We start from the raw sequence: 13,758 nt of genomic DNA, 5'->3' as shown, positions 1-13,758 counted from the left end.
TTTCAAAAACTAGGTGTTTGGACCGGTTAAACCGAAAGTTGGGCGCAATGAAGTAAGACCTGAGTTCAAAATGTAAAATGCTGAAATAAGCTACGATTAACAAAAAAATGAAGTTCTCAGGCAATTTGCAAAAAAGCCAAAGAGGAAAAATAAAAATGGGGAATTTTACAACCTTCCCATCTAATTGTCCGCAAAATACGCCATAAGTTTACATTTTTGAAACATTAACTTGTCATGACACCCATTTCGGACAAATCTGAAGCTCCCGGCCGGCTCTTTCTATCAACCCTGGTCGCCTTTTTCATCTGCGCAATGGTGATGACGGGCATCTCTATTGCGTTCAAGTCATTGGGCTGGATTGACCTCTCAACGATCGGAGAAACAAGCACCTCCGGCTTTCAAAGACAACAGCTACGTAGCTATCTATTACTCAGTAATTTAATCCCGTTTGCCGGTACGGCTTTACTTGCACTGCTGCTTGTTTTCAAGAGGCAATGGATCGCGGCCTCTGGCTTGTCGGCTAGGCCACTTCCCGGGTCCGCCCTTTTCGCTACGCTGCTTTTCATAGTAGCACTGCCATTTGTCGCCTGGCTTGCTTATCTCAATATGCAGATTCCGCTCCCGGAATGGATGCAATCAGCGGAAAATAACGCAGATGCCCTTTTGAAGGGGATACTGACGATGGAAAGCGTTCCTGAATTTATCCTGGCCTTCCTTGCTGCCGCAGTAACTCCAGCGATCGGAGAAGAGCTGCTGATGCGGGGCGTATTACAAAGAAGGGTTTTTCAACCATGGTTTGGCAATCACCACGCCGCCATTTGGGCAGCAGCCATTTTATTTAGTGCCATACACGTAGAATTTGCCGGATTCGTTCCCCGGCTGCTGCTGGGCCTGCTGCTCGGATATGGGTACGCCTGGTCTGGTTCGTTGTGGGTGCCAATTTTGTTGCACCTCCTGTTCAACGGGTTCCAGGTAAGCGTGGCTTACTTTACTGGTGAGTTTGACCCAAGTACCGAAGTTGGCACCATCCCACCCTGGTGGGCTGGGTTAATCAGCCTCAGCCTGGTGGTTTGGATTGGTTGGATAGCAGAAAAAAAGTTCCGCCCGGAAGCAGCATCAACATCAGGCGGGATCGCGGGTGCTGAGTAAAGGGATAAGGAGCAAGGGACAAAGGGGAGCAATAGCTGTCCCCCCCCTTCCAATCTTTGCTACTTTTGTCCCTTTCCATGCACCTGCGGCCGCGCCCCTATGACTAAAAGCCCTACATCAACACCCCGTTGACTGGCTCGATGGACGGAGGTAAGTTTGTTTCCCCCAGCATTTCCCGGAGATCGATTTCAATCACCCGGCACAAGGACAGCATCGGAATGTCGTTCCCGAGGCCCTCAAACGGGTTTTCTGAATAATCGCCAACCAGCTCCATCATCACGTACACCCAGGCGACCAGCACGGAAAAGGGAATCGATAGCAAGCTTCCGTATTCTCCTAATTTAGCAAACTCCGAAACCATGCCGAAGGGCAGGAGGAAAATAAAAATCCCCACAAAGATGAAGCTCATGTTTGCGTACTGCCGGGGAAGCGGGAATTTTTTGATCCGCTCACACTTTCCCTGATGCACATAAAAATCGTTGAGTAGTTTCTGCAACTCCATGTGTCGAAAATCCTCGATGATGCCCCGCTGCCGCAGCGCTTTGAGGTCCTGCGACTGCTGATCAATGATTTGCGTAGCGGTGTTTTTGTAGTTGATCAGGCGGTTAAATTCATTGGGCAAAAGAAACTGTCGCAACTCTTCTTCCGTCACTTCATCCTTGATCAACCCGACGCCGAATACCTCCCGGTACCGTTCGGCCACCTTACCAATGTGCCCACCCTGACTAATGTGTTCCCACGGCGTAGGAACGAGCAGTTGACTTCGCAAAGCATACAACCAACCAATGTGGCGGTACAGTAAGGTTTTGACGATGCTGTCCAACTCTGCGGCAGAGGTTTCTTCCGCCGTGAACTGATTAGAAACAAAGGATTTTACGGTAGCCCCCCAGGCACGGCTGCTGTTAATGATGGCCCCCCATATTTTCCTGGCTTCCCACATCCGGTCATAGGCGCTGTTGTTTTTAAAACCGACGTAAAAGGCCACCGCAGTACCGATCACCGAGAGAGGAAGCCATGGAAGAGACAACCATTTCAGGTCGGCGTATTCGTACAAAAAGGCCACCAGCGTCATCCAGGTAACTATCCATGGGATATGTTTACCCGTGAATTGCCAGATTTGCCTGAGGGTAAAATTCTTGTTAATGAACATTGGACAAAGGGTTTATTTGAGTGGGAAAGATGCCAAAAAATACTGGACAGCGCCTGAATACATTATATTCGGGTGGCACTTCTGGCAATAGATGAGAACCTTGAGTACCCTTTTAAGCTTACAGTATCCACAGATCAATTTATTTTTTGAGCATGAAGCATTTACTGACCAGCCTTTTCATTTTGGCCTTTATGGGTGTCTGCGTAGCTTTTACTGAGGTAAGCCCTTTCGGTGAGAGCAACCGGTCCTCCGAAGCCAATTTGGACGAGGCCCCCTTTGACATCATGATGAAAGTGCTCACCCATAAGCGCTGTGTCAACTGCCATCCAAGCGGCAACCGGCCCCGGCAGGGAGAGGACAGCCACATCCACAACTTTAACGTTCAGCGTGGTGCCGACGACCACGGCCTTGCCGGCCTGCAGTGCAGCACCTGCCACCAATCGGAAAACAATGATTTTTCCGGCGTCCCCGGTGCTCCGCACTGGGGGCTGGCTCCGGTAGAAATGGCCTGGGCCGGGAAAACCCGCGTGGAAATTGCCACGCAGATGATGGACCCCGCCCGCAACGGCGGTAAAAACCTTGACGAAATCGTTAAGCACTTAACGGAAGACGAATTAGTCGGCTGGGCCTGGAATCCGGGCATTGATCACGAGGGCAAACCACGTGAACCCGTCCCGGTGGCAAAAGACGAATTCACTGCCGCAGTAAAAGCATGGGCAGCGGCGGGGGCGGTTATCCCTGAACAATAGTGATCAACGGCCCCGCTTACTGTACCCTAAGATTTTGGGATACCGTTAACCCGAGAGCAGCAGCGCTTACAGGCGCTCAGCGCCACAGTATTTTGCCCAAACCACTTCGTAAAATATATCCACCTCCCATTATTTGCTGATTTCATCCGACGCCTTACGCTTCGCTTCAACCTTACCTCTCCAACAATGACTACAACATTCACCTTAAACGGCAAACAAGTATCCGTTGATGCCGACGGCAACAGCCCCCTCCTATGGGTTATCCGGGACACCCTGGACCTCAAGGGCACCAAATTCGGCTGCGGCAAAGCTGCCTGTGGTGCCTGCACCATCCACGTTGATGGCAAGGCAGTCCGCTCCTGCTCCTACGCGGTAAAATTTGCCGCAGGCAAAGAAGTAACAACCATAGAGGGATTAAGTACGGAAGAGAATATGCACCCCGTTCAACAAGCCTGGATGGAGGAAATTGTACCCCAATGCGGCTATTGCCAGCCCGGATTTATGATGGCGACGGCGGCTATGCTAAAGGAGATTCCTAACCCAACTGACGAGGACATTGACAACAACATTGTCAACGTTTGCCGTTGCGCCACCTACTACCGCATGCGCAAGGCCATTCACCGGGCGGCGGAATTACAGAACGCAACAACTAAATAATCCAGCCATGTCTGAGAACAAGAAAGAAAAGAAAGGTTTCTCGCGAAGAAAATTTCTGGTTCGTGCCGCCATTGGTACTGGGGTGATGCTGGGTGCTACTTATTGCAGCGCGCCGTTCATCCGCCGAAAAATTGCGGGAGTGGTCAACACGGCCGAATCACCCTACATGGGGCCAACCGATGATCCGACCATCTGGTTTGAGGTAACGGCCGATAATACCCTGATCTTCCACAGCCCCAAGGTAGAGATGGGGCAAGGCACCTTTACCGGCCTCGCACAAATTGCCGCCGAAGAACTGGAAGTAGGCATTGAGCAGATTAAAGTCGTCCATGCCAGTACGGCAACTGGTAACATCGATCAATTCGCTACCGGCGGCAGCACCAGTATCGCCAGCCTCTGGGTGCCGCTGCGGGAGATCGCCGCCACCATGCGGGTTATGCTACTCAATGCCGCAGCCGGTCAAATGGGTGTAGCAGTATCCTCCCTTTCTGCGCTGAACGGTATCATTTCCGGTGAGGGAAAATCGATCACTTACGGAGAAGTTGTTGCGAAAGCAGAAGAATGGGAAGTGCCAGACACGCCCGCGCTGAAGGCTTCAACAGCCTACAAGTTCGTCGGAAAACCTATTCCTCGGGTCGATCTGGAAGACAAGGTGATGGGCGCGCCCATCTTCGGGATGGACGCCACCATGCCGGGCATGTTGTACGGGGCGGTTGTCCGCCCAAGTAGTGTTGGTGCTACATTTTTGGGAGCAGATACATCGGAGGCTGAAGGTATGCCGGGAGTGGTCAAAATTGTGCTGGAGGAGGACTTCGTTGGCGTAATCGCCAACTCTTATGTCGAAGCAGAAAACGCCAAGAAGAAGATTAAGGCGAACTGGAGCACGGAGAAAGTATGGCAGTCGGAAGACATTGAAGCCATGATCAGAGTCGGACAGGGAAAGCCGGCGGTTATCCAGAAAGAAGGGAATGCCAAACAACTGCTTGCCGATGGAGAAGAAGGCGTGATCATCTCCGAATATTACAGCCCCATCGGCGCGCATGCCCAACTGGAGCCTAACGGTGCCGTTGCCTATGTGGAGGCGGATAAGGCTACGGTAATCATGTCTACGCAGGTCATCAACATCACCCGTGGGGAGATCGCCAAGCGAATGGGGTTTAAAGAAGAGCAGGTGGTCATTCAACCAACGTTTTTGGGCGGCGGCTTCGGCCGTCGGTTACATACGCCGAACGCCATGCAGGCGGCGGTCATGTCCAGGGCTGTCGGCAAACCGGTAAAGAGTTTTTTCAATCGAAAGGAAGAGTTTCAGAACGATACCTTTCGACCGCCAACTCACAATGTGATGAAGGGAAAACTCACTGCTGACGGCAAGATCGAGGCCATCGAACACAATGTTTCCAGTGGGGATGTTTTTTTTGGTAGCCCCTTGGTTCCCCGTTTGTTACAGACGGTTGTCGGGACCGACGTTGGCGCCTGGCGCGGTGGGATGATCCAGTACCACGGCATCCCAAATTACCGGGCGGTGTCCTGGCGGGTCAAACTCCCCTTTGCTACCAGCTGGTGGCGCAGCCTGGGGCTGCTGGCGAATACTTTTGCCATCGAGAGTTTTATGGATGAACTGGCCGAGAAGGCTGGCAAAGACCCCGTGCTTTTCCGGCTGGATCACCTGACGGAAACCAAGGCCGATCTCCGGCTGGCTAAGGTCATCCAAAGAGCCGCCGAAGAAGCCGGTTACCACAACGAAGCAAGGGATGGCCGGGCAATGGGCTTTGCCGCCAGCACCGATGCGAATACGCCCTGCGCCCACGTTGCGGAGGTATCCATAGAGGACGGTGACATCAAGGTTCATAAAGTCACCTGCGTAATGGACCCCGGAATGGTCATCAACCCCGACCAGGTGCGCGCCCAGTGCGAAGGCAGCATCATCATGGGCATGAGTGCGATCCTGCATGAGCGCATGACGGTAAAAGACGGATCCCTCTACCCCGTTATCTACGGTGCCTACAAAATGGCGCTGATGCGGGACGCGCCAAAAGAAATCAACGTGGTGTTGCTCGAGAACGATGACAAACCCGGTGCGGTAGGTGAACCGCCATTGGGGCCAATTGGTGCGGCTATTGCCAATGCTGTTTACCGGCTTACCGGGGAGCGGCGGCGACGGGTGCCGCTTTAGGGTGCAGGTTACAAGTTGCAGGTTGCAGGTTACAGGTTACAGGTTGCAACTTGTAACCTGCAACTTGTACCTTGCGCGCCATGGTCTACTATCTCGTTCGCCCCGTTGCCCGCTATATCCTACGCTACTATTACCGGAACATCGACATCACTGGCCTGGAAAACATTCCTGCCGACGCACCGGTGATCCTGGCGGCCAATCACCCGACCGCCTTCATCGAACCATGCATCATGGCCTGCTTCCAGCCCAGGACTTTATGGTTTCTGGCCCGGGGAAATTTGTTCAAAAATAGTTTCTTTATCGCTTTGCTCAATGCCGTTAACATATTGCCAGTCTACCGTTTAGAAGATGGTGGCTACACAAAGCTTAAAGATAATTTTGATACGTTTGACGCCTGTTATAAGGCACTTAGTCTTGGACGGGCCATCATGATCCTTGCGGAAGGGCGTACCATCCATGAAAAGGCACTTCGGCCCATCCGGAAAGGGACGGCGCGTATCGCGCTTGGGGCGCTTGAGCGTGACCCGGCGTTGAAAGAGGTGTACATCGTGCCCGTCGGTGCCAATTTCACGAATGCAGATCGTGTACGGGGGCAGGTCATGGTTCGTTGTGGCAAACCGATCCTGGCCTCGGAGTACCTGGCGGAGTATCGGAGCGGAGAGGCCAATGCTATTAAAAACCTTACTTCCCACCTGCGTTCGCGCCTGAGTTCCCTCGTCGTGCAATTCCCCGACCAGGCACGGGCAAATATTGGGGAGGGGAGATTAGTTCTGCATCGAAACGACGTTCAGGCAGGCCAGACTTACGGCATTACCCACGACGGCAAACAGCTTGATCAGGAGCTGGGTATTGCCGCCAACACCCCGGAGAAAGACCCGGAACTAGCTCACTATTTCAATGCTTTATACCAGCAAGGAATAGTAGATGGCGCGGTCGTAGGTGCAAAGAAAAGACAAAAGCAAGGTGCTGTACCGTGGGTAAAAGTCTTTCTGGCAAGCCTCTTCCAGCTTCCACAACTCCCCCTTTGGCTGCTGGCAGAATTCATCGGTGCTTCACAGCCCAGGCACATCGAATTCTACAGTCCCGTCCGCTTTGCGGCTCTGGCCGTTGGCACATTGCTTATCTACCCTACCCTATTATTGCTGTTGCCCTGGGCTGGAAAAACCTGGCTTTTGGTCAGCATCTTCACGGTCGGGTGGTCGCTACGCCAGCTGGAAAAGGTGCAGCAATGGTATGCCAACCGGAAGATGGAAAGGATGGTGGCCGCTGAGCGGGGAAGGCTGGTAAAAATGCGTGAGGAGGTTTCTGCTGGTATTAAGTCATTTTCTGCTGAAGAGGTTGTGGGGTAAATTCGGACGGCTAATGACGTTCCAAATCCTGGGCAATTAGATTAGCAACGTTAACCCCAAGAGCTAAAGTGAGTCTCACTATTTTACAATTAGCTTGGGATTCAGCGAATAATGAATAAGCGATTAATTGAAAGAAGGAAGGAGAGAATAGGCTGCCGCACTAACCACTCACTTAGCTACGCTGCACTTCGCTTCTTCCTCGATAAATTATTCACCATTTGATTGCCATCGCAAATGTTTCAACAGAAAAGTGCCCATTTTAGCGCTTAATTCACGTTAGCTGGAGTAGGGCTAAAACCCCTCGGCCGACGAGCTACTCCAACACCACCCTAACCCCGTTACTAAGTACAAAATACCCATACCCCTCCGCTACATTATTGTGCACATTGACCGGTTCTGCGAACGGATTGCCCACCGAGTCCTCATAAGCGTTGCGAGAAACGGCGTAGCGGTAAGCATCCTCAGTCAGGCGATACACTACCAGGGTCGGCATGGAGTCCCGGTTATAGTTGTCGGCCTGTAACCGTACCCGGTAAGTATTGCCGTTGAACGATTGGTCGCTCAAGACAAGTCCATAACCAGTACCCTCATTCAACAAAGGGTCGGGGCTTTGCAGGTAGTAGTCCCGGACGAACTCATTTCGAAAAGTATCACAAACGATCGTATCACCACTGCTATTGATAAAACAGGATATTTGGTCCCTTGGCGTGTTAGTGACCCGGAAACCGTAGAAGTCTTCCTTAGCGGGGTCGTCTTCGAGATCAAGTATAATTTCATCCGTACGAAATCCATCGATGTCGATAGCCCCCTCCGGCTCGTAACTGATCAAGGTAAATTCGGGAATTACCGGCATAATTTGCGTTGCTTCCACCTCCGTGAAACCGTCAATTTTCCCCACTAACCGGTACGTAGCTTCTTCCGTACCTATTGGAGCAGCCAGCATCAAATCAAAGAATCGAACGGATTGGCTGTTCGGATCACTGGCTGCTATCAGGACATCGTCGCGGTACAGCTCCACCTGCTTATTTCCTATGGTCTGGTCGGCTTCCTCCAGTATCCCCCGGCTGAGGTCCAGGACCGAATTAGCAATAGTATCTCCGCTTCTTAAATCAAGGGTAAGTGCCGGCAGCGGTTCGTGTTCCGGGATGGGAATATCTACGGTTTGGCTGAAGCTGTCTTCGTCGCAGGAAGAGGCCAGGAAGACGATGATTAAGGAAAGGTAGATTAGGGTACGCATCGGGGCTTAAAGTTAGGATGGCGGGAAAAAGGTTACCAGCATAAATGCTGGGGAACAGTGTCCTGGTTTAAAATTTGAATTGGTAGGAAACGGAGGGGATGATGGGCAGGATACTGATCTCCCGCACCCGGCGTTTGGTGGTGCACTGGCCGGTATTATCGTCGCAGGTGGTGAAGTTCCCGGCGGTAAGGAAGTACGGGTTACGGTGCCAGTAGGCATTATACGCGCCGATTACCCAGGTACGTTCCCATTTTCGCTTCTTCTTCCGGAAGGATATGCTGAGGTCCAACCGGTGATAATTCGACATTCGGAAACCATTTTTTTCCACACCGGCCTCCACAAAAGAAGATGTGAAACCGGAGCCATCATTTCTTTGGGCCGTCTGGTAGCCAAAGGTCGGCAGCGAAACGGCGTTCCCCGTACCATACACAAAGGCACCAGACACCCAGACGCGGTCACTCAGGTTGTAGTTTCCAACGATGCTTAAGTCATGCCGCCGGTCATACCGAAAAGGAAAACGTTCCCCGCTGTTGATCTCGTCGAACTGCCGCCAATTCCAGCTCAGGGTGTAGCCCAGCCATCCAGTGAAACGGCCCTGTTTCTTCTGAATGAACAGCTCCAGGCCATAGGCTTCGCCATCGCCCTGGGTAACTTTATCTTCCCAGGCATCCTCCAGGCCGAGGATGAAAGAAGCACCTTCGCGGAAAGACACCACGTTCTTCATCTGCTTGTAATAGGCCTCCAGGCTTATCTCGAACTGATCTCCCCCAAAGGTTTTAGCTGCGCCGGCGGCTACCTGCCAGCTGCTTTGTGGCCTGACCCGATTGGTACTGGGCACCCATAAATCGGTAGGCAAGCTGAGCGCTTCACTGGTCAGTAAATTGATGTACTGCTGCATGGTGCTGAAGCTGGCCTTGAACGAGATATCCTCCTTAACGAGGTACCGTAAGCCAAGACGTGGCTGCAGACTTGTATACAACTCATCATTGACGGAGAAGGCGGAGAAGTGCAGACCAGCATTGACCTTCAGCGCCCCCAACCGAAAATCGTCTTCGGCGTAAGCGTAGAACTCATTGCTGTAATCGGTTTGCGACCCCACGAGCGTATCCAGGTCCACTTCTCCGTCGCTTTCTGCCTTGAGGGAGACGGCACCCGGCCGGTAGGTGTGGTTGGTCCAACCGCCACCGAAGCGGACGTAGTGGTCGGGGCTGGGGATATAGTCCAGGTCGACCTTCCCGCCGAAATCGTAGATCCCCGAGACATAGCGGGCACGAAAGTCATCCACGCCATCGTCAGCCAACGCGTCGATATTGATCTCGTAGCGACTGAGGGTAGCCGTCGTATTCATGAACAGCTTCGGGCTGATCTCCCAGTTCCAGCGGCCGGCAGTGATGATGTTTCCCCAATCGGTACCGCCGCCAAAGGTGTCGTCGTCTTCTTTAATTTCCGTGCCGAAGACATCGGCGCCAGAGTAGAAACTGAGAAACAGCCGGTGCTTATCGTTGACCTTATGTTGGAGCTTGGCGTTCAAGTCGTAGAAATACAGGCTGAGGTCCACTTCCGAGCCGTCCTGGCTGGCCGCGCTTTTGATCAGCGGTTTGGCGATGAAGTCGGCATAGGTCCGCCGGCCGGAAAGCAGGACACTGGTTTTACCTTTTTTGATGGGACCACTCACCGTAAGCTTGGAAGAGATCAGCCCAACGGAGCCTTCGCCCTCCCATTTATTGAGATTACCTTCCTTCATATTGATCTCGAGCACGCTGGAGAGTCGGCCACCGTAGCGGGCGGGGAACCCGCCCTTCGTCAGCGTCACGTTGCGCAGGGCATCGGCGTTGAAGACGGAGAAGATGCCCAGCAGGTGGCTGACGTTGTAGATCGGCACGCCATCCAGGAGCACCAGGTTCTGATCCGGGCTTCCCCCTCTGACGTAGAGGCCGGTCGTTCCCTCTCCACCACTCTGCACGCCGGGCAGTAGTTGCAACGTTTTGAGCACGTCTACTTCGCCGAGCAAGGCCGGGATGCGTTTGATTTGAGCCACCGGAATTTCCGTGCGGCTCATCTGGGTTTGTTGTTCGATGCGTTCCCCCCGGTCGGAGGTGACTTCCACCACCTGTAGATCGACGGAGGGGCTCATTTGCACGTCTATCTTACGGTCACCGCGCAGCGCGACCGTGATCTCCCGGCTTTGGTAGCCAATGTAGCTGAAGCGGAGGCGGGCACTGTCGGCTTTTGGTAGGGTCAGGCTGTAGAAGCCGTAAGTATTGGACAGGGCACCCTCGCCGGTGTTCAGGTCGATTACGTTGGCACTGAGGAGGGGTTCTCCGCTGGCTTCATCAGTAAAGTAGCCGCTGATGGTGGTCTGAGCACCAAGCGGTATGGCTGCCAGGGTCAGCAGCAACAAAATAAGTTTGTTCAAAACCAGTGAGTTTAAAAAAGTTAGTTGGGTTTTAAGGTTTGTCTGAGGTAATGACGTAGGAAATTGGGATTATGGTTGCTTTTGGGCGGGATTTAACCTTTCTCTTCAGGGAGAAGAGCATGGTGCTTTGTGCTTTATTTAATGGTTTAGGGCGGGGCCGCGGGTGCAGGGTGAAGTTTTAAGTAGCCAAGTGGTCCTAGCCTTTTGACCCGGAGGGTCGCCCAATGTAGCGGTGGGTTTTACCCCATCGATTTTGTTGGGTACCTAATGCCTCGACCAAATGTTGAAACGAATACGAGGGGATGAATCCCCTCGCTACCCAAGACGACCCTCCGGGTCTAGACAAAATAAACACAATTTGTTTTTACAAAACAAATTAGCTACAATTACAGTCTAAACTTGTCTTCTATGCCACAATCCTATGACCGTATTATTCTTCACACCACTTGGAGTACAAAATACCGAATGCCCTATATTGATACAAATATTGAAAACAAGGTACACCTCTTAATTGCTGATTTATTCGTTGATTTTGGTAGCATTGTGCTGGCGGTTGGCGGTACGTCCGATCACATCCACATTGTGCACAGCCTTCCCCGGACAAAGTCAATTGCCGAAATTTTAAAAGCAGTGAAAAGTGTTTCGAGCAACGCTTTAGGTTAATTAGTCCGGTTAACGCTACGGTGAATGTCTCTGGAAATATCTATTAAAATGGTGATCACGGAGTGGTCGAACTTTATTTGCCGCGGGTGAAAAGCCGCAAAGCGGATTTTTACCCGGGGAGGGAGGTAGTAGACGTAGTAGTTGCGGCGCTGCGCGCCGCCAGGGAAGTTATCCGTCCTTGCCCGCTGGTTTCGGCCTCCGGCCTCACACCCGGGACAAAATAAAGGTCAATACCTCCAGGATCATGATCTGTAAGGATTTATCCCCCTCTCTTCCAGCATAATGCGTAATTTTGGCCCCAAGCTACATTTGGCAGCCCTTGCTCTTCAACTTTCGTTGCACCTGCGGCCGCGCCCATAACCAATACTAAATGAGACTCTTCTTTCCCCTTTCCTGCCTTCTCCTGCTTTGCGCCTGCGAGGGTGAACCCGAAACCGGCAACCAGGCCGACCTATTGGTCTTCAACGCAAAAATCTGGACCGGCGTGGACTGCCCCGGCGTCGAAATCGCGGCCGCCGAAGACTACTGCGCTACGGCCATGATCATCGGTCAGGGCGGTCGGGTATTGTCCGTGGGCAACGACACGACGGCCTGGAGCAGCCAAATCGATAAAAATACAGAGCGGCTGAACGCCGACGGTCAATTCGTCATGCCCGGCTTTGTGGAGGGCCACGCCCACTTCAGTGGCCTGGGCAGCAGCCTGCGTAACCTCAATTTCCTACGCTCGAAAAACTGGGACGAGATCGTCGCCATGGTGGCCGAACGGGCTGAAGACACCCCGGAGGGCGACTGGATCTCGGGCCGGGGCTGGCACCAGGAAAAATGGGACAAGCCGCACGACCACTCCGTCGGTGGCTACCCCATCCACGACGAACTTAGCCGGCTGACGCAGGAGCACCCCGTCATCCTGCGCCACGCCAGTGGTCATGGCCTGTTTGCCAACGCTAAAGCCATGGAGATTGCCGGTGTTAGCCGGGAGACCCCCGACCCACGCGGTGGCCGCGTGCTCCGCGATGCCAGTGGTGACCCCACCGGCGTTTTCGAGGAACGTGCCATGGACCTGATCACCGATTCTTACCAAAACTGGATCCAAACGATGACCCCGGAGTCCCGGAAAGAAGAATGGCTCCTGGGCATCGAGGCCGCCCAGGAGGAATGCCTGCGCAAGGGCGTTACCAGCTTTCAGGACGCGGGCACTAAGTTCCGCGAAGTGGACTGGTACAAAGAACTTGACGAAACAGATCAGTTGCGACTTAACCTGTGGGTTATGCTCCGCCATTCTTATGAGGAAATGGAAGGCAACATGGACGGCCTCCCCCACTACGGCAAGAATTTCACCTGCGCCGCCATTAAAACCGAACTGGACGGTGCCCTGGGCAGCTACGGCGCCTGGCTGATCGAGCCTTATTTCGACAACCCCGGTTTCGTAGGCCAGAATACCACCCTGGTAGAGACCGTAGACAGCATCGCTCAACTGGCCAAAAAACATAACATGCAGTTGTGTGTCCACGCCATTGGCGACAAAGCCAATCAGGAAACCCTGAACGTGATGGCTAAGTACGTCAAGCCCGAAGACGACCATCGTTGGCGCATCGAACACAGCCAGCACCTTGCGGTGGAAGACATTCCGCGCTTTGGGGAGATGGGCGTGATTGCCTCGATGCAGGGCATCCACTGTACCTCCGATGCCCTATTTGCGGAGAATCGCCTGGGCACCGAACGGGCAGCTTCCGGCGCCTACCCCTGGCGTAGCCTGCTGGATGCGGGTGCCGTGATCGTCAACGGTACCGATGCTCCGGTGGAGGACGTTGACCCGATCGAGAGTTTCTACGCCTCCGTTACCCGCAAACGGGCCGACGGAAAGGCCACTTTCTTTCCCGAGCAAAGCATGACGCGCGTTGAAGGCTTGCACAGCTACACCGGTGCAGCTGCCTACGGCGCCTTTCAGGAAGATCGGCTGGGCACGCTGGCTCCGATGATGCAGGCTGACTTTATCCTGCTGTCTAAGAACCTGCTCAGCTGCCAGGATGAAGAAATCATGGATACTGAGGTGCTGGGTACTTATGTGGCGGGGAAGAAGGCTTTTTAATCGAGCTCTGAAAGAGGAACCACTAAGGCATTAAGGGCACTAAGAAGCTACAACTAAGGGAAGTGGGGGGAACCACTAAGGCATTCAGGGCACTAAGAAGCTACACTAAGGGAAGTGGGGGAACCA

At 53.1% G+C, this 13,758-nt stretch carries 10 protein-coding genes; 7 read left to right on the top strand and 3 right to left on the bottom strand.

The window, feature by feature from the left end:
* The first annotated feature begins 234 nt into the window (after nucleotides 1-234).
* Nucleotides 235-1,149: a CPBP family intramembrane glutamic endopeptidase gene (locus tag B036_RS29840; protein ID WP_020569982.1), complete on the top strand. Its 915-nt coding sequence runs from the start codon at nucleotides 235-237 to the stop codon at nucleotides 1,147-1,149.
* Between the two features lie 112 nt (nucleotides 1,150-1,261).
* Here the strand turns inward: B036_RS29840 and B036_RS0117240 are convergent, their stop codons facing one another.
* On the bottom strand, nucleotides 1,262-2,299 hold the full coding sequence (locus B036_RS0117240) for a bestrophin family protein (RefSeq protein WP_020569981.1): 1,038 nt from the start codon (nucleotides 2,297-2,299) through the stop codon (nucleotides 1,262-1,264).
* A 152-nt stretch (nucleotides 2,300-2,451) separates the two neighbouring features.
* Between B036_RS0117240 and B036_RS0117235 the strand changes: the two genes are divergently transcribed.
* The 4 genes from B036_RS0117235 (at nucleotide 2,452) to B036_RS0117220 (ending at nucleotide 7,227) form a co-directional block, all read left to right on the top strand.
* Nucleotides 2,452-3,048, top strand: coding sequence for a hypothetical protein (locus tag B036_RS0117235; protein WP_020569980.1), 597 nt, complete (start codon nucleotides 2,452-2,454; stop codon nucleotides 3,046-3,048).
* Nucleotides 3,049-3,234: 186 nt separating this feature from the next.
* Nucleotides 3,235-3,705, top strand: coding sequence for a (2Fe-2S)-binding protein (locus tag B036_RS0117230; RefSeq protein WP_020569979.1), 471 nt, complete (start codon nucleotides 3,235-3,237; stop codon nucleotides 3,703-3,705).
* Between the two features lie 7 nt (nucleotides 3,706-3,712).
* Complete coding sequence (locus tag B036_RS0117225; RefSeq protein WP_020569978.1) at nucleotides 3,713-5,878, top strand: xanthine dehydrogenase family protein molybdopterin-binding subunit; 2,166 nt, start codon at nucleotides 3,713-3,715, stop codon at nucleotides 5,876-5,878.
* 80 nt (nucleotides 5,879-5,958) lie between these two features.
* Nucleotides 5,959-7,227 (top strand): 1-acyl-sn-glycerol-3-phosphate acyltransferase, encoded by a 1,269-nt coding sequence (locus B036_RS0117220; RefSeq protein WP_020569977.1) that lies wholly within the window; start codon nucleotides 5,959-5,961, stop codon nucleotides 7,225-7,227.
* Nucleotides 7,228-7,540: 313 nt separating this feature from the next.
* Here the strand turns inward: B036_RS0117220 and B036_RS0117215 are convergent, their stop codons facing one another.
* Both B036_RS0117215 and B036_RS0117210 read right to left on the bottom strand, forming a co-directional pair.
* On the bottom strand, nucleotides 7,541-8,464 hold the full coding sequence (locus tag B036_RS0117215) for a DUF4249 family protein (RefSeq protein WP_020569976.1): 924 nt from the start codon (nucleotides 8,462-8,464) through the stop codon (nucleotides 7,541-7,543).
* 67 nt (nucleotides 8,465-8,531) lie between these two features.
* Nucleotides 8,532-10,880: a TonB-dependent receptor gene (locus B036_RS0117210; protein WP_020569975.1), complete on the bottom strand. Its 2,349-nt coding sequence runs from the start codon at nucleotides 10,878-10,880 to the stop codon at nucleotides 8,532-8,534.
* Nucleotides 10,881-11,288: 408 nt separating this feature from the next.
* Between B036_RS0117210 and B036_RS29835 the strand changes: the two genes are divergently transcribed.
* Together B036_RS29835 and B036_RS0117200 are read left to right on the top strand one after the other, a co-directional pair.
* Nucleotides 11,289-11,543, top strand: coding sequence for a transposase (locus B036_RS29835; RefSeq protein WP_052333972.1), 255 nt, complete (start codon nucleotides 11,289-11,291; stop codon nucleotides 11,541-11,543).
* 370 nt (nucleotides 11,544-11,913) lie between these two features.
* Nucleotides 11,914-13,632: an amidohydrolase gene (locus B036_RS0117200; protein ID WP_020569973.1), complete on the top strand. Its 1,719-nt coding sequence runs from the start codon at nucleotides 11,914-11,916 to the stop codon at nucleotides 13,630-13,632.
* Nucleotides 13,633-13,758 lie beyond the last annotated feature (126 nt).

This window comes from Neolewinella persica DSM 23188, from assembly GCF_000373105.1.
Classification (GTDB): Bacteria; Bacteroidota; Bacteroidia; order Chitinophagales; family Saprospiraceae; genus Neolewinella; species Neolewinella persica.
This window is presented reverse-complemented; position numbering and strand designations above follow the sequence as displayed.